Annotated in this window: 13 protein-coding genes; 8 read left to right on the forward strand and 5 right to left on the reverse strand. The window is 38.7% G+C overall.

The annotated features are described in order from the left end of the window. Positions 1–101: 101 nt before the first annotated feature. Complete coding sequence (locus HXT46_RS02360; RefSeq protein ID WP_421786244.1) at positions 102–2,300, forward strand: cell surface protein; 2,199 nt, start codon at positions 102–104, stop codon at positions 2,298–2,300. A 144-nt stretch (positions 2,301–2,444) separates the two neighbouring features. On the opposite strand, the gene HXT46_RS02365 is transcribed toward HXT46_RS02360, so the two are convergent. Next, on the reverse strand, positions 2,445–3,554 hold the full coding sequence (locus HXT46_RS02365; RefSeq protein ID WP_410310556.1) for a type II TA system antitoxin MqsA family protein: 1,110 nt from the start codon (positions 3,552–3,554) through the stop codon (positions 2,445–2,447). 57 nt (positions 3,555–3,611) lie between these two features. Continuing rightward, on the reverse strand, positions 3,612–4,019 hold the full coding sequence (locus tag HXT46_RS02370; RefSeq protein WP_004112566.1) for a hypothetical protein: 408 nt from the start codon (positions 4,017–4,019) through the stop codon (positions 3,612–3,614). A gap of 309 nt (positions 4,020–4,328) precedes the next feature. Here HXT46_RS02370 and HXT46_RS02375 point away from each other — a divergent pair, with 309 nt between their 5' ends. The 3 genes from HXT46_RS02375 to HXT46_RS02385 all read left to right on the forward strand — a co-directional run bounded on the left by HXT46_RS02375 (position 4,329) and on the right by HXT46_RS02385 (position 7,949). After that, entirely contained in the window at positions 4,329–4,475 is a 147-nt protein-coding gene (locus HXT46_RS02375) for a hypothetical protein (RefSeq protein WP_101891890.1), read from the forward strand. A gap of 22 nt (positions 4,476–4,497) precedes the next feature. Next, a complete protein-coding gene (locus tag HXT46_RS02380) occupies positions 4,498–5,676 on the forward strand; it encodes an MFS transporter (protein WP_101891891.1) in 1,179 nt (392 codons plus the stop codon). A gap of 218 nt (positions 5,677–5,894) precedes the next feature. After that, positions 5,895–7,949: an InlB B-repeat-containing protein gene (locus tag HXT46_RS02385; RefSeq protein WP_421786246.1), complete on the forward strand. Its 2,055-nt coding sequence runs from the start codon at positions 5,895–5,897 to the stop codon at positions 7,947–7,949. 80 nt (positions 7,950–8,029) lie between these two features. Here the strand turns inward: HXT46_RS02385 and HXT46_RS02390 are convergent, their stop codons facing one another. Beyond that, positions 8,030–10,717: a DNA gyrase/topoisomerase IV subunit A gene (locus HXT46_RS02390; protein ID WP_065189323.1), complete on the reverse strand. Its 2,688-nt coding sequence runs from the start codon at positions 10,715–10,717 to the stop codon at positions 8,030–8,032. 156 nt (positions 10,718–10,873) lie between these two features. On the opposite strand from HXT46_RS02390, the gene HXT46_RS02395 reads away from it, so the two are divergent. Continuing rightward, on the forward strand, positions 10,874–12,067 hold the full coding sequence (locus HXT46_RS02395; RefSeq protein WP_032836418.1) for an alkaline phosphatase family protein: 1,194 nt from the start codon (positions 10,874–10,876) through the stop codon (positions 12,065–12,067). An 11-nt stretch (positions 12,068–12,078) separates the two neighbouring features. On the opposite strand, the gene sepH is transcribed toward HXT46_RS02395, so the two are convergent. Continuing rightward, a complete protein-coding gene (sepH, locus tag HXT46_RS02400; RefSeq protein WP_065189324.1) occupies positions 12,079–13,410 on the reverse strand; it encodes a septation protein SepH in 1,332 nt (443 codons plus the stop codon). A 205-nt stretch (positions 13,411–13,615) separates the two neighbouring features. On the opposite strand from sepH, the gene HXT46_RS02405 reads away from it, so the two are divergent. The 3 genes from HXT46_RS02405 to HXT46_RS02415 all read left to right on the forward strand — a co-directional run bounded on the left by HXT46_RS02405 (position 13,616) and on the right by HXT46_RS02415 (position 16,906). Further along, entirely contained in the window at positions 13,616–13,909 is a 294-nt protein-coding gene (locus tag HXT46_RS02405) for a DUF4193 domain-containing protein (protein WP_004112589.1), read from the forward strand. After that, positions 13,909–14,406 (forward strand): dUTP diphosphatase, encoded by a 498-nt coding sequence (gene dut, locus HXT46_RS02410; protein ID WP_009993670.1) that lies wholly within the window; start codon positions 13,909–13,911, stop codon positions 14,404–14,406. The genes HXT46_RS02405 and dut overlap by 1 nt, the downstream gene beginning before the upstream one ends. 160 nt (positions 14,407–14,566) lie before the next feature. Further along, positions 14,567–16,906, forward strand: coding sequence for a RelA/SpoT family protein (locus tag HXT46_RS02415; RefSeq protein WP_101890166.1), 2,340 nt, complete (start codon positions 14,567–14,569; stop codon positions 16,904–16,906). 103 nt (positions 16,907–17,009) lie between these two features. Here the strand turns inward: HXT46_RS02415 and HXT46_RS02420 are convergent, their stop codons facing one another. Next, positions 17,010–17,549 (reverse strand): peptidylprolyl isomerase, encoded by a 540-nt coding sequence (locus HXT46_RS02420; RefSeq protein ID WP_004112594.1) that lies wholly within the window; start codon positions 17,547–17,549, stop codon positions 17,010–17,012. Positions 17,550–17,682: the final 133 nt, after the last annotated feature.

Here is a 17,682-nt window from a genome sequence, read left to right on the forward strand (position 1 = left end):
CGATCGCGTGATATATCATGCTTGCATTAGTATTTCGACTATAAAGCGTACAATGTGTGTATGTTTTTACATTATTGCGTTATATATCTTTAAGAGGAAAAATGGGTAAGAGAACTAATATAATTTTGACTAGCGCTATGATGGGTATTGCTACTGCTGCTTGTGCTTTTTGTGTAGCGCAAAGTGCGAATGCTGCTGAAACTTCAGCTGCTTCTTCTGGTGTTAATACGTCTGTAAATTCTTCTGCCGCAACTTCTAATACACCCGGGGGGGGGGGGGCTTTAGATAGCACTTCCTCAGAACATGCTAAATCTGTTGATGAAGATAGAAGTGCTCCTGAGGAAACGCCTGTATTTGATACTGCTGCTAACTATAAGAAAGTTGGCGAAGATGATGACCAAATTAAGTACACTTATGTGAATAATACTACTAAAAAAATCACAAATCCATTTCCAGATGTAATTTCAGATGACGAGATTGAAAAAGCGTTTAAGAATAAAGAAACTTCTGTAGAAAAAATTTATTTTAAGCCTGCTGCCACTTCAGATAATCCTAATCCCAAAAGTGAGATTGTTAAAAATAGATTCTTAAAGAATGTTGATGGAGAATATATTGTTTACAAAGTATATAAAAATGATTATGTTTCTGGCAAAAATGAGTCACAGATTACTTCATCTCAGGGTGTGTCTGTAAATGGTTCTATATCAAAAGATGGTAGTATTTATGCAGGCTCTGAACAAACAATTACAGCTTCTGCTGAACCAGTTGATTTTGAATTAAATGGTTATACTGTTGCAAAGAATTGTAAAAAGTCTATTGATATTCGCTCTGAGTATGCTTTCAAAAATTACTTATACCTAAAACTCACGTATAAGTATAAGTTTAATTTTGAAAGATTTAAATTTGTGTATGTTTATTGTCATCATGCTGGGTGCAATACAAGTTATAATCGTTATTTTTCTGCAGCAGATGCGCAGTTCCATTTTGTGGATGATTTGCAATATAGATCTAAGAATCCAAATGGGGTAGATAAAGATGGTAAGTTAAAGCAGCGAGGAAATTCTGACACTCATCCATCTTTAACTGATGCAGACAAGAAGAAGGGTACTCTAATATCGTCGGTTCCATTTTACGAAATTGCGGGATTGGCGGATATTTCTGGTACTTCTGCTGTAATAACTGATAAAGCAGCCTTCTATCGAACAGATAGTGGTGACGGTAAGACATCTATTTTGTCTTTTGATAAAGATCCAGATATAAAATATGCGAAGCGTCCTATACTTACTGATCTTACTGGTAAGAATATTCCAGGATACGTGTATTGGGATAATGACATTGATAAGCCTCAGAACAAGAATCATGAGTTTGCGAACGATAAGGATACTAAGGAAGATCCTGGTAATCACTATCTTTCCTTTGCTTATGAAATGAAGGATGGCAAGCCTGTTAAGCGTCTTACACGTAAACATTATTATGTTACTTTTAGAGCAATTCCTACGCAGTTGGTCGTTAAGTATAAGAAGTCTGATGGAACATTTGAATCAAATGCAAAGTACGAGCTTTTAGATTCTGGTAATGCGAAAATTGGCAATGAATTTGCTGCTGCGAGTGGTGATATTGTTGCCAGCAGTATAAACGATCTAGTGACTATGATGAAGTCAACTGACACTACTCTTCTTAAAGGTTTTACTGGTTACTTATCTAACGGTGCTGTGTATTTGACTCCAGGAAACTATACTGTAAAACCTACAGCTCAAGCGCCTGAAGGGTACGATTGGGTTGTAGATTCAAATAAGCAGGATTCCAAAACTAGTGCAGATATTAATATCGGACTTCAAACTGGAAAGACTACTGCTATACAATTTATTACTTTTGTATTGAAGAAGAAGCCAACTCCTCCTATTCCTACGCCATCTCCAACTCCTGAAACTACACCAACTCCGACTCCAGCTCCTGAGACAGATGTGACTCCTGAACTTGAGCCAATACCAGTTCCTGACGTTCCTTATGTGCCTGATGATTCGTGGATTCCTCTTCCTGAGATTGTTCCTGAGAATCCAGAGTATTCTGTTGTTGAGCAGCCTGTGTTGAATCCTGTTCGTACTGCAGATAAGCCGGTGGAGCATTCTGTTGAGCAGCGTTTTAAGTCTGTTGATGCTGGTGAAGCTTATAATGCTAAGGCTCCTGCTAAGCATTTGCCTGATACTGGTGTTTCACTGGTTATGTCTATAAGTACTTTGTTTGTGTCTTTGTTTGCTGGTTTTGGTTTGTCTATGTTCAAGTCTCGCCGCAAGCATTAAATATGCATGTAGTAGGTTGATTTTATGTAAGAATCTAAGTTATGTTGTGTTGATATTGTGATTCAAGAATTCCCCCTGTTGTGTAACTTGTATGGTTGTTTGCAGGGGGAATTTGATTTTATTGTGTTTTGTTTCTGTTTCGCTTTATTTACTGGCAAACATATCTTTCGCATACTGGCGAATATCATCTGGATTTATCATATTGTATTTTTCTTTTATTTTTGTGAAGTATTCGCCAATTATCTTTTTGCTGATTATTTTATTTGATGAATCATTAGTTTTTAGATTTCCGCGAGTAAGTATCCAAGGCTCCTCATGATGCGTAAATCGTTCAAGTTCTTTACCGCTGTAGCAGCAAAGATTATCAATAACGCTATCGCATACTGCTTTTTCGGTAGCTGATAGTGTGGTTGTTAGTTCTGATGTAAATAATGTCACATCACTTTTTTGAACATGTTTGTAATACGCTAATTTTTCTGATGATTTAATTCCTGATATTTCTGTTGTCGGTGAATCTATTGGAGTAAAAGTGTAGTCTTTATAACGCAAATAGACGTCTTTATATACAGGTCCATGAATCCATGCTTGACAATCATCGGTAAATATGAATGATTTATAAAAAGCGAAATAAAAACCCTGAATGTAGTATAAGGATTTTTGCAAGGCTAGGGTAGTTATATCCTCACACTTTATAAGCAAGTATTGTATTACATTGTTTATTTTGTCACTCGACTTATTGCCATCAAAGTTATTGTTTGCAAAGTTATTTTGTAATTCGCGTATTAGTTTTTGTGTTGCTTTATAACTTTTTTCGTAACTAATTGCAGATTTCAGATTATCCTTATTGCTGATTAATAATTGCAAGTAATATTCCGGATCATTATAAATGCGTAGCAAAATATCAGAATATTGTTTTGAAGGAATGTCTCCGTCTGCAAATCTAGAAAACGTTTGTTCACCCCAACCGAGAAGCAGTGAAAGTGGACGCTTGCCTATTGAGTATTTAGCAGGTATTTCGTTGATTTTGTCAAGCGGAATAATATTGTTTTCTTTACGATACTCGTCATACAATGCTCGAAGATTCGCGTCAATAATTTCGGGTACATATACAGCAGAGCCGCATTCTTTGCAGTGTGCTTCTGTGCCAGTGTAGGAATATTGTTTTCCTTTGATAGATGCAGTCATTGGAACGGATTTTGTTGAGTACTCAACGTCATTCCTGCATTCTTCACAAAATGTCTTATTATCTTTCATTATGAGCCTTTTATTGAAAATTAGCAGATTTATTATCTTTTTGAGTTGTTTATTAGATTATTTAAATAAATAATCTATCTGTTTATTTGCTTTATGGAATGAAATAACAACTGTTCTATTTTGCTGAGAAATAGTAATGATATTAAACTTCGTGTAAATGTTTACCATCTCACATTTACCTACGTGTGATAGTTTTACGCGTGGTGCGAATACGTAAAGCGTTTCATATTCATAGCCTCTTTTTTTGTTTTTTAACGAATGACAAAAATCTTCCACTTCTATGTTGAGAAGTATATTTTTCTGAATATCTGATCGTATGTTGTATTCTCGAATGAAGTTTATGTTTTCTTGACGATTTTCGTTTAATGAGATGGTAAAACGGTCATTCCTTATGCAGTCTTTTATCTTTGCAAGTATTGCTGAAATTTCTTCTTTTGTGTAATTCTGATTATAGTTCTTGTTCATACATCACCTCTAGTCGTATGATACAAAAAATAGGTGCATTTATCAAGAAAAATGCATCTATTGATGCATAAATAATTTCTAAGCATTCTAGAATAAAATTTATTAGCCTTATTAATGTATTTGGCTTGTTTTTATCCTTTAAGATTATCTTCAATAAAATGTAAATTTGAAACTTTTATTTAGTTTAAATAAGACGTTGAACTCATTTGGTCACTTACAGTATTGCTTATGCTGTTGAATATTGTATCATTTTTATTGTTGCTAATTTTTGTCTTTCCTAGTAACACATATTTGCAGTAGGAGTGTTGCATGACTGATTTAGATGCTATTTTTGATCTCTCTACAACAGATTGTGCTCTTTGCAAGAAATATAATATTCCCAATTCTGATACGCTTGCTGCATTTGAAGAAGCTAAGCAAATGAAATATGATCCTAATGCGAAAACTTATAACTAGTTTTATGAATTAATATGTGAATATGATTAATCTTCTTCTTGCAATTATTTATCTAGCATTTATCAGTTTGGGTTTGCCTGATGCTCTTTTAGGATCTGCTTGGCCGACTATGAGTCACGATATTGGCGCGCAAATTTCTTGGGCTGGCGGAATATCAATGGTTATTTCTGCAGGAACTATTGTTTCTGCTCTACTGAGTGACAGGATGACTAAGCGTTTTGGTGCAGGCAAAGTTACGTTTGTGTCTGTTGCTTTAACTGCATTGGCATTGTTGGGTTTTTCTTTTGCGCCGAATTATATTGTGCTTATTTTGTTAGCAATCCCGTACGGGCTAGGTGCTGGAGGGGTAGACGCTGCTCTTAATAATTATGTTGCTTTGCACTACGAAAGCCGTCATATGAGCTGGCTTCACTGCATGTGGGGTATTGGAGCTTCAGCTGGACCTTACGTTATGGGTTTTGCGCTTTCTCACGGATTTGGATGGTCTGCAGGATATCAGTATATTGCGATTGTTCAAGTGATATTAACTGTAATATTGTTTATAAGTTTGCCATTGTGGAATAATCGTAAAGCACATGAATTACAGAAATCTATTCAGATATCTAAAGAATATTCTAAAACGCTATCTTTTGCGGAAGTTTTGCGCATTCCTGGAGCTAAAAATATTCTTATAATGTTCTTCTGCTACTGTGCTATTGAACAGACTGCAGGATTATGGGCTAGTAGTTACATGGTTTTGTATGGGTCCGTTAGTCGTGTTGTTGCAGCGGGATGGGCAAGTTTATTTTATGTTGGTATTACAGCAGGACGATTTATAAGCGGATTTTTGACAATGCGTTTTAATGACGAAAACATGATTCGTCTTGGACAACTAGTGATGATTCTAGGCATTCTTGTGTTGTTATTGCCATTGCCAAATCATATAGCATTAGTTGCAGGATTTGTGATTATTGGTTTAGGGTGTGCGCCTATTTATCCATGTGTTATTCACTCTACACCGCATTATTTTGGAGCTGATAAATCACAAGCGATTGTTGGCATGCAAATGGCTAGCGCGTATATTGGATCAATGTTGATGCCTGCAATCTTTGGGTTTATTGGTCAAAACGTGTCTATGTCTTTGCTTCCAGCATATTTGATTATTTTGCTATCTATAATGGCGTTTATGCATATGCAATTGCTTCGGACTTGCAAAAGTTGAGTATGAGAATGTTTTTGTGTGATTGTTGGCTTAATGGTTGTTTGTTTAAGATTTATTAAGCTTATTGTGAGTTTGGTTACATTTTGTTGAGATTGAAGTTGTAAGTTGTAGAATGTCTGAAGATTCAATGCTGTTAAATGCCTGTATTATACTTGTTTTGGTGTTGATTCCGTTATTTTGGTAATTATTCTAGAAAATTTGGTTTTGCGGGAGGAAAAATGAGTAAGAGAACTAACATAATTTTGACTAGCACTATGATGGGTATTGCTACTGCTGCGTGTGCTTTTTGTGTAGCACAAAGTGCAAATGCTGCCGATACCTCAGTGAGTGATGGTATTAATACAACTGTAAATTCTTCTAACGCAAACTCTTATGCTACAAATCCTAGTAAAAACCAGCATGGGGGGGGGGCTTTAGATAGCACTTCCGTAAAATCCTCTGAAAATATCAATTCCTCCAATTCTAATGAAGCTGCAAAAATTACCGAAACTGCAAAAACTGATAATGATGTTGTTAAATCTTCTAAACCTGTAGACGCTACTGAAAATTTTGAAACTACTAAACTTACTCAAACTCTTATTGATGTAAGCAATACTAATCTTCAAACAAATAATCGTGAAGATAGAAGCGTAACTGCATATGAAGAATCCAGAGCAGCTTCAACTGATTCAAGTAGCACAAATGATGAATCTTTAACTTGGACGCGTGACGACTTTAATATCACCCCTGATGGCAAACAGATTGGGTACAGGAAAGATATTACTGTTACTGATCATGATGGAAAACCAGCTGGTACAGAAAATGTTATTGTTCCAGGACTTAATGAAAAAGGCCTTGCAAAGCTTAAGAAAAATCCGCATATTGTAATTCCAGAAGGTATAGAAGTAATTGGAGAAGTTGCTTTTACAGGTAAAGCGAAACAAGTTGGCAAAAATCATGAGCATATCGAGGGTGAACATTATATAGAAAGTGTCACTCTTCCGCAATCTCTTAAAATCATCGAATACGGTGCGTTCGGCTGGAACAAAATTAAGGGAACTGTTACTATTCCGAAAAGTGTAATTTCAATACATAATGGTGCTTTTGTAGCTAATGAAATTGAAAAAGTTGTGTTTGAAGGCGTAATTGATGACAAGGGCAAAGAGCACGATTCAGACTCTAAGCCGTATTATCTTTCTGGAATTGGTAGCGATGCTTTCCAAGGTAATAAAATTACTGAAATTGATGTAAAAGATAATTTGGCTAAGTATCAATTATTCCCATCTAATAATCCGCAGAAGGGCGATTCTGTGTTCGATAACCAGAATCCTGGAACTTTCACTATTGAAGTAGGAGACGAATATAAAAGTCCTATTAAAATTACGAAAGAAGGTGTCAATCAGAGTATTAATGTAGTGGAAGGATTCAAAGAAGATGGTACTCCAGTACAGATTGAAAATTCATCTTATTTTGAGAAGAATAAAGAAGGCAAATATATAGCAGTAAAATCTGGCAAGCTTGAAGGTCAGTGCCTGTTTTACGATATTATCAAAAGACAATTTAGGATAATTGGTATTTCGCACTTTACCTACAACATTGTTCCTAAACCTAAGATCTACAAAGTTACTTTTGTTAATGATAGCAATAAAAATTATGCTTCTGTGCAAGTTAAGGAAGGCAAGAGCATAAGTGAAAACAGTGTTGCAGGTCAGATGATGCCATCGGCACCATCTAAAGAAGGTTATACTTTTGTAGAGTGGAATGCTGATTCTACAGGTAAGGATAAAAGCAAAGTATTTACTGCTCAAACTCCAGTAAAAAGTGACATGACGGTTTATGCTATTTATACACCTACGCCATCTCCAACTCCTGAACCAACACCAACACCAACACCAACACCAGAGCCAGCGCCTGAGCCAGATGTAACTCCTGAACCTGAGCCAATACCAGTTCCTGACGTTCCTGATGTTCCTTATGTGCCTGATGATTCGTGGATTCCTGTTCCTGAGATTGTTCCTGAGAATCCAGAGTATTCTGTTGTTGAGCAGCCTGTGTTGAATCCTGTTCATTCTTCGGATAAGCCAGTGGAGCGTTCTGTTGAGCAGCGTTTTAAGGCTGTTGATGCTGGTGAAGCTTATAATGCTAAGTCTCCTGCTAAGCATTTGCCTGATAGTGGATCCTCAGTGGCTATGGCTATAAATTCTTTGTTTGCATCTGTGGTTGCAGGAAGTTTCGTACTTATAGGAGCTAGAAAAGCGCGCAATAACGCTTCCAAGCATGCTCGCAAAAACTAGTTACAAAAATCGCAACTTATAGCATCTATAGAAATAATTGCATAAATGGCGTAACTACACAACTTAACTACACAACGTATCTACCCAATATGCGCAATAGGGGAAACCAGCTCGGTTCCAGAAGCATCTCTTCGCATATCTGGCTTAGGCAGCTCTACGTTTGCTCCACGTTGTGTAGTTGCGTAAAGCGGATAATTGCCAACGTATGCTGCCAAAATTGTGTTTTGCCCTTTAAGGAATCGCTGCGATCGCACGCCTCCAGTGCCTCTACCCTTTGTAGGATACATTTCTAATGGTGTAATCTTTGCAGCTCCGTTTTCTGTTCCAGCAAGCGCATCGCTATCTCCAGCAAGAGTGAACACTACGCTTCCAGAAGCAGAAAATAGACCATTTTCGCCCTCTTCGTAATTCCATTCAACATCATTTTTAGCAACTACAGCAAAAGCAGAAACAGTGCATCCTTCATTAAGCCTAATTCCTGCCATTCCAGCGGAGTTTCGCCCCTGAGGTCTAACTTGTTTTGCGTCGAATGTAAGAAGAGAAGAATCGCTGCTTATAAACACAAGCCTATCTTCATCATTAGCGAGTGCTGCATTAATAACTGAATCATTGTCTTTTAAGTCAATAATGCTCCAAGAATCCATTGTTGTTGGCGATTCAAAATTCCATCGTTTTACGATGCCATTCTTTGTTCCTATTGCAAGAGGAGTTTTAGAAGATATAGGAGTTTTAGAATCAGAATCGCTTAATGCAATAGCAGCTACGACTTTCTCTCCTCTAATTGGGTCTGTGCTTTGAGTAGAAGTTAATAATTCGCTTGCTTTAACACCATTGGAAAGAGATTCCGAAACGTTTTCATCTCCTTGATTTAAATGTGGCAAGTCTGCAACATGCGCTATTACTAATCGCCCTGCGGATGTTATTAAAGCGTATGTTGCTCGCGTAGTAGTAGTAAACACGTTTAAGCATGGAGTGTCAAAGATATTTGAAGAATGTGATTGCCATCTATTAAATGTTTCAACACTAGTTCTTGCTATAAGACCAGATGTGCTTAAAGCTACGGCGCACGGTTCGTCGCTTAATTGCAAAGCTGCTGAAGTTGCGTCAGTGTCTCCAGACTTACGAGCGGCGCTTGCGGCTGCTGCAACATCTGCCTGGGCATTTGTCAATTGATTTGCTGCAATAACTGCGTCCATAGCTGAATCAGAATTAACTTCTTTACTGTTTTTAGTGCAAACAGGCGTAAAGCTGCCGTCTTCTTGTTCGTCTAAAAGAATTGTTCTGCGCGGAGTATCCCACTGTTTTACAGCGTAATCCATTTCTGCAATCACAACTTTGTCTAGCTGGCTTGCGGAGCTTAGAATCTCGTTAAGTTCATCTATTTTTTGCAATAAGTCGTTTTTTTCGCCTTCTAGCTCGATTCGACTCATTTTTGTAAGTCTTCTAAGTCTTAAGTCAAGAATGTATTGCGCTTGAATCTCGTCTAAATCAAATACGCTAATAAGCTTTGATTTAGCGGTTTCTGCGTCTTCGGAAGACCTAATTACTTGTATTACTTCGTCAATGTCTAGCATTGCAAGAAGCAAGCCTTCTACAAGGTGCAATCTATCTTTGGCTTTGTTTAGCCTGAATTCGCTGCGCCTTCTAATAACTGTTCTTCTGTGCGCAATCCACACGTCTAGAAGCTCGCGAAGCCCCATTGTATGAGGTCTTCCATCAACTAGTGCAACGTTATTAATCGTAAAGCTTTCTTGCAGCGGAGTGTGCTTAAAAAGTTGCGCAAGAACAGCGTTTGGATCAAATCCTGTTTTTATTTCTATTACGATTCGCGTTCCATTGTGCCTATCTGTTAAGTCTATTGCTCCAGATATTCCGTCTAGTTTGCGCGCTTTTATGCCTTGAGATATGCGCTCGAGCACTCGCTCCGGGCCAACCATAAATGGCAATTCTGTAACAATAATCGCCTTTTTGCGCGCTGTAACGTTTTCAATATGCGTTTTCGATCTAGTTGTAAAAGCGCCTCTTCCAGTTTCGTACGCTTCGCGGATTCCACTTCGTCCAATAATTATGCCGCCGCCTGGCCAGTCTGGACCTGGAACTATTTGCATTAAATCGTCTAGGGTAGCATTTGTATGCTTCATAACGTATTTCGCTGCAGCTACGACTTCGCCAAGATTGTGAGTAGCCATATTTGTGGCCATTCCAACTGCGATTCCAGAAGCTCCGTTTACAAGCAAGTTTGGTATAGCGGCAGGCAGAACAGTTGGTTCTTTTAGCTTATTGTCATAGTTTGGAGCAAAGTCAACAGTGTCTTCGTTTATATCTGCATTCATTCCAAGTGCTGCTGGAGCTAGTCGCGCTTCCGTGTACCTAGATGCTGCAGGACCGTCGTCTAAGGAACCAAAGTTTCCATGACCGTCAACCAGAGGGAGTCTAAGAGAAAATGGCTGAGCCAAACGCACCATTGCCTCGTAAATTGCGGAATCTCCATGCGGATGCAGTTTTCCCATAACTTCGCCTACAACGCGAGCAGACTTCATGTATGCGTGTTCTGGGGTAAGGTTCATGTTTCCCATTTGATACACGATTCTGCGCTGTACAGGCTTCATTCCGTCTCTAGCGTCTGGCAATGCGCGCGCGTAAATCACCGAGTATGCGTATTCGAGGAATGATTTGCTCATTTCTTCGTTAAGCGGCGTTTCAACAATGTTTTCCTTAACCTTTCTAGGGTCGAAGGTTTGTTTTGCTGATTTGCTGCGTGAAGGCATGGTTTTGAACTCCTTGAAGTGATTTACAAGCCTTTATAATACCAATTTATGTGCACAAAACTTTGTTAAATGCTTATTTTATGCTTATTTTACTCATAGTCTGTTATGCATTATTCATGATTTTGTATAGTTTGTGTTTTGACTACAATGTTGCTTATGAGTATTGAGATTCCGTCTGTGGATGATTTGCTGAATTTTGTTGATGATTCGTGTAATTCCGATCTTCGTTTGTCTGCGATTCTTCCAGCAGTAAGCTCTTCGATTGATGCTTCGATTAGTACAGCTGTTTATAATGATCCTGATACTGCGCGCATTAGTCTTGGATTTCCGAAGTCACAGAGTGCTGTTGTTGTGCTTGTAGACGGACTTGGCTATTGGAATCTTGCTATTAGAAAAGGTCATGCTCCTTATTTGCGCTATCTTCTTAACGATTGCGCAAATCAGCGTCCAATAAAGACTTGTATTCCGAGTACTACGGTTGCGGCAATGGCAACTTTTGGCACTGGAACATGCCCTGGTCTTACTGCAATGACGGGATACACGCAAAAAAATCCTAAAACGGGGGCATTATGTCAATTAATCCAATTTAGGGATGCTCCAGATCCATTAGATTTGCAACGCCAGCCTACAATATTTGAGTCGCTTTCTAATTTAGGTGTTAGAGCGAATCATGTAAGTCTTTCAAAATTTGAGGATTCTCCTCTAACTCAAGCAGCTTTTAGGGGAGCTAAATTCATAAGTGGATCAACTCCTAGAGCAAGAATTATGAATGCTGCCAATAGTACTAAAACGCCTGGTTTAACATATTTGTACCTTAGAGATATTGATAAAGTTGGTCACAATTACGGTTGGAAATCTGAGAATTGGGTTTCAGCTTTTGAGCAGATAGACGCGCAACTGAGTCTTTTAAAAAAGAATTGTCAAAAAGGCACTTTGATTGTTATTACTGCAGACCATGGAATGATTGAATCAAATCCAGATTTGAAAATAGATATTGCGAAAGATAGTCGTCTTACTAAAGGAGTGAAGCTTGTTGGGGGAGAGCCTAGGTCTGTTATGCTTTACGCGGAAGATGGCGAAAATCCAGATGACATTGCGTTAAGATGGTCTAACGTTTTGCAAGATAAAGCGCGTGTAAGAACTAAAGAGCAAGCTGTTAAAGATGGTGTTTTTGGGAAAGTCAGCCCGTTAGCATTAAGCGTCATAGGTGATGTTCTTGTTCAAGCAAAGTCATCTGTAACTATAGTGGATTCCAGGATAGAAACAGAAAAAGCCATGAACTTACCAAGCGTTCATGGCTCTATGAGTCACATGGAAATGGATATTCCATGCTTAGTTGATATAGCTTGATTTATGATCAATTAAGCCTCTCCAAAAAGAATCTCATCCCAACTAGGAACAGCAGCTCTCGTGCTCTTCTTAGCCCTAGTATGCTCGTTCATATACTGTTTTGGTTCAGTTTTTGGAGTTTCTATAGCAACTGTTTTATCTGCTTGAACATGCGCATCTTCAGAATCTGATCCAAAAGTGTTTGATTTAGAATTTGCATATTTGCTTTTTGCAGAAGCAGAATTGGAAGAATCGACTACCGCATTTTCACTAGAATTATCTTGTGAAATGTTTGCGCTCGTATTTTCGCTACTATCTTCATTTTCTGAATTTTCTTTAGACTTATAGATTCCAGAATTAGAAGAAGAGTTTGCAATATTTGCAGCAGTTTCTGCGGCTTCTATGTTTTTTACGTTTGCAGAAGACTGTTCTGTATTATCTGGATTGTTAGATGGAGTAGAGTTTGATACCAAATCGCTTAGAATTGGATTTTCTGTATAACCATCTAAAGAATTATTAGTATTGTTGCTGTTTTGTTCTTTTTGTGCAGCCTCTGTTTGAATAGCAACATTTGCAAGATTAACGCTATTCCTTGATTCCCACTGACTCACAGCACGTTCTATTCTTGCAGAACGAATCGAATTTCCTGGAAGCTCATCATTTGCGAATGGGAAGTTTATGCTTACTGTGTCTCTATAAGCTCCTCCAAACTGTGATTTTTTAGAAGAAGAATCATTGTTCATGATTTCTTCGCCAAGCAACAATCTAGATGAAGGGTTTGCGCACGTAATAGAGTTGTCGTGCATATTCCAAGTCCACTCTGCTTTTATTGTTCGAGTAGCAGTGTTGAACTCTGCTGTTATAAGCCATGGTTCAAGTCCGCGTCTTGTGGCACGCCATTTTACAGTTTCCATTCCAATATGTGCTTTTGCGAGAGTTCGTTCGATCAAATCTGAAATAGTTCTCATATTGCTTTGTTTTGGAGCTGGAACTGTTAAGAATTGCTCAATAGCGTACTGTTTTTCTGTTTCAACGCCACTAGAGAATCTTTTAACTTGAGATTCGCTTACGTTATATCGCTTTGCAACATGTTCTGGATCGACGCCAGCACGTATCAGTGCTTGTATCTGAGATATAGGTAGTGTTGCCGTGGTAGCAGCTGGCGAATCATCAGATTTACCAATAGAATTAACTGTGTTTTGATTATCGCCACCAACATTTGTTAGTTTTTTTGATTCGGCAATCGCGCGCTCCAGCGTGTCGTCAACATGAATTTTTAACGGCGTGTTTTCAAAAATAAAAATTAAATCGCCATTATTATCCACATGATCGAAACTCGCCTCTTTTGGCGGATTTTCAAGCATTGTGCACCACTTTCCTCGCTTTTAACGCTACTTATAACATACTTTAGTCCATAGTCTGCCTTCTTTGCCATTTTCTATGAATAAAAAAGCGAGTATTCTATGCGGGGTAGCTTTCATGTATGCTATGCGCGTAGGTAGCTTTTATTAGATAGCTAAAAGTATAAAAGTAGATTTAGTAAGTAGTTTTAAAAACGAAAGGACCATAATGGCACAGGATTATGATTCTCCTCGTAGTAAAGACGAAGACGAGGAGTCATTGGAAGCGTTGAGTAAGGGTTCACAAAGCTCTGCTAACGATATAGACGATGATGAGAATGCTATTGCAGAAGATTACGAGTTGCCAGGTGCAGATTTAAGCAATGAAGATGCGTCTGTTACAGTAATACCAATGCAGGGTGATGAATTTATTTGCTCAGAGTGTTTCCTCGTAAAGCATCGTAGTCAGCTTGCACAAATGTCTCAAGATGGTCAGCCAGTTTGTAAGGAGTGCGCAGCCTAATGTCTTATGACGAGACCTACACTGGTCCAGAACAGGTAGAAGTTCTTATCAAGTATTTGGATAATTTGAATGATACTGATAGTAATCAGCCTGCTATGGAACATATTTCTTACGCTCATGCTGGAGATGCTGGGGCGGATTTACGAACTACGCAAGATGTGACTTTGCGCCCATTTGAACGTGCTCTGGTTCCAACTGGTGTTGCTATAGCTTTGCCAGCTGGATACGTTGCTCTAGTTCATCCGCGTTCTGGTCTCGCTGTAAAACAAGGTGTTACAGTTCTTAACGCGCCAGGAACCGTTGATGCTGGGTATCGCGGTGAAATTAAGGTTCCGTTGATAAATATGGATCCGAACAATACTGTGCAGTTCCATCGTGGAGATCGTATAGCTCAACTAGTTATCCAGCGTTATGTTGAAGCTAATTTTATTGAAGCAAATAAGCTTCCAGGATCAGATAGATCTACAAAAGGATTTGGATCTACTGGAGTGCAATAAATTACATAAATCCGGCCAGAGCTAAGTTTATTAGACTGAGTCGGATTTATTGTATTTAATATTAAGTTTATTGTGTTTAATATTAGACATGTAGATTATTGTATGATTTAGCTTGTTTTACAAGGTAGGATAGTAACTATAAATCGGGAGGTGATATTCGATGGGTGAAAATCAAGACGACATTAAGGTCGCTAACATGCTCGGATGTGAAATTAGCGAAGATATGCGAGACCCATTGTGCCCAATATTGCGAATGTGTAAGTGGCATCATCCCGATGAGAATATGGAGATTTTGCACAAAGCTTATGCTAGAGCCGTAAAACAGCATACTGGTCAAAGGCGTAAATCCGGCGAACCATATATTATTCATCCTCTTGCTGTTGCTCAGATTTTAGCTGACCTAGGAATGGGTCCTATAGTTGTTGCTGCAGGGTTATTGCACGATACTGTTGAAGATACTGATTATACGCTAGAAGAGTGTAGGGCTGATTTTGGTGATACTGTTGCAGGATTAGTCGACGGTGTTACAAAAATATCAAAAATGGAATATGGAGAAAGCGCTCAGGCGGAAACAATCAGAAAAATGGTTGTTGCAATGAGCCGAGATGTGCGAGTGTTGGTGGTAAAACTTGCAGATCGTTTGCATAACGCTCGTACATGGAGATACGTTAAGCCATCTAGCTCACATAAAAAGGCTCGTGAAACTCTAGATGTTTACGCTCCTCTTGCAAATCGACTCGGCATGAACGCAATTAAAACAGAGCTTGAAGAGCTAAGCTTTAAAGTTTTATATCCAAAAATTTATAACGAAATAGTAGTTTTAGTTGCTCGTAGAGCTGGTCAACGTGAAGTTTATTTGCGTCAAATTCTAGAAGAAATCAATGAAGATTTAAACCAGCAACATGTAAAAGCTTCTGTTAAGGGGCGTCCAAAAGATTATTTTTCAATCTATCAAAAGATGATTGTTCGCGGTCATGATTTTGAAAATATTTACGATCTTGTAGGTGTGCGAATAATCGTTGATTCTATTCGAGACTGTTATGCTGCATTAGGTGCAGTTCATGCGCGCTGGAGTCCTGTTCCTGGACGTTTTAAGGACTATATAGCAACGCCTAAGCTAAATATGTACCAAAGCTTGCACACTACTGTTGTAGGTCCTGGTGGAAAGCCTGTGGAGATTCAGATTCGCACATGGGACATGCATAGGCGTGCTGAATTTGGTATTGCTGCTCACTGGAAGTATAAGGCAAACGGACAAGCTGGTCGCGCTTTAAGCAAGCCAGATAAAGGTGATGTTAAGCGTGAACAAGAAGAAAACAAAGAGCTTAGCGAATTAGATAATTTAAAGTGGATTCAGCAGCTTGCAGATTGGACCAGTGAAACGCCAGATTCTGACGAATTCTTGGGTTCCTTAAAGCAAGATCTTGGAGCTTCGGAAGTCTACGTGTTTACTCCAAAGGGAAGTATTGTTGCTCTTCCGCAAGATGCAACTCCAGTTGACTTTGCTTATTCTGTGCATACTGAGGTTGGTCACAGAATGATGGGCGCTCGCGTAAATGGAAAGCTTGTGCCACTTGACACTAAGCTTAACAATGGCGATACTGTAGAAGTTCTTACATCAAAGTCTGATACTGCTGGTCCTTCAAGAGATTGGCTCAGCTTTGTAAAAAGCCCTAGAGCTAGAAATAAGATTCGTCAATGGTTTAGCAAGGAACGCCGTTCGGAGGCGATTGAAGAGGGTAAAGACGAGCTTACGCGAGCTATGCGTAAACGTAATTTGCCTTTATCTACTTTACTTACTCCACAAGCGTTAATAGGTGTTGCAGAAGAGCTTAATATAACTGCTAATGTAGAAGCTGTTTACGCCGCAATTGGCGAAGGTCAAGTTTCCACTCAAAACGTTATTTCTCGTCTTGTTAAAGATGCTGGTAGTGAAGAAGTAGCTGAAGAAGCTCAGGAAGAAGCACTTCCGCTTAGGAGAGTTGAGCGTAATCGCAAATCTAATGGTGTTCTTGGTGTTTCCGTAAAGGGCGTTGGAGATGTGTGGGTTAAACTTGCTCGCTGTTGCATGCCTGTTCCTGGAGATGACATTGTTGGTTTTATAACTAGAAATCAGGGTGTTTCTGTTCATAGAACGGATTGCCAGAATATGATTGATTTGCAAAAGTCACAGTCGGAGCGTGTTATTCCTGTTCAATGGACTAGCGATAAAGGCTTGTTCCTTGTTAAAGTTCAAGTAGAAGCTTTGGATCGTCAGCATTTGCTTTCGGATGTTACGCGAGTTCTTTCGGATCATGGTGTAAACATTCTTTCGGGAACGATTGCTACTGGAGATGACCGCGTTGCTACAAGTCAATTTACGTTTGAAATGGCAGATCCTCAGCATTTGAACACTCTTCTTGCTGCAATTCGTAAGATTGATGGTGTTTTTGACGTTTATAGAATTACGGGCGCAAAAGATAGTGCGGAACCGCGACTCAGAAAAATGGAACGCGACTAAACAAGAAAACCTAAACAATAAAACTTCCAGTCAAATAATGTTTTGGCTGGAAGTTTTATTATTGCAATTTTATATTATTTATGCTTTATTTTAATTAATGTTATTACTTAATAACCTCAATAGATATAATTCCAACTGGCTCTAGTGGGGCATCAGACCTATCTGTTGGAACAGATTCGAGCTTATCTACAACAGCTTTAGATTCATCATCCACGACTTCTCCAAAAATGGTGTGATGACCATCAAGCCAAGGAGTTGGCACGGTAGTTATAAAGAACTGAGATCCATTCGTGCCGTGTAAGCGTCCGTCTCGTCCGCGCTGTTTTCCAGCATTTGCCATTGCAAGAAGATACGGTTTATCAAACTTTAAGGATGGGTCAATCTCATCGTCAAATTCGTAGCCAGGACCACCCATTCCGTTTCCAAGAGGGCATCCGCCTTGAATCATAAAGTCTTTGATAATACGATGGAATGTCAAACCGTCATAGAATGGTTCGTTGGATTTTTCTCCCGTAAAAGGATTCATCCACTCTTTTGAACCAGTCGCCAAGTCAACGAAATTTTTTACTGTAATAGGCGCTTTATCGTCAAAAAGATTAATCTTTATATCGCCTTCGGACGTATGCATATTGATAAGTGTCATAATGCGATTTTCCCATATGTTAAAGACTGTTCAAAACTGTTGCAAATAAAACTGTTGCAAATAAAAATAAGGCGAGCTTGAGCAGGATTAATCTTGCATTAACTCGCCTTATTTTCGTAATATCAAAACTTTA

It is taken from the genome of Gardnerella sp. DNF01204, from assembly GCF_049244145.1.
Classification (GTDB): domain Bacteria; phylum Actinomycetota; class Actinomycetes; order Actinomycetales; family Bifidobacteriaceae; genus Bifidobacterium; species Bifidobacterium vaginale.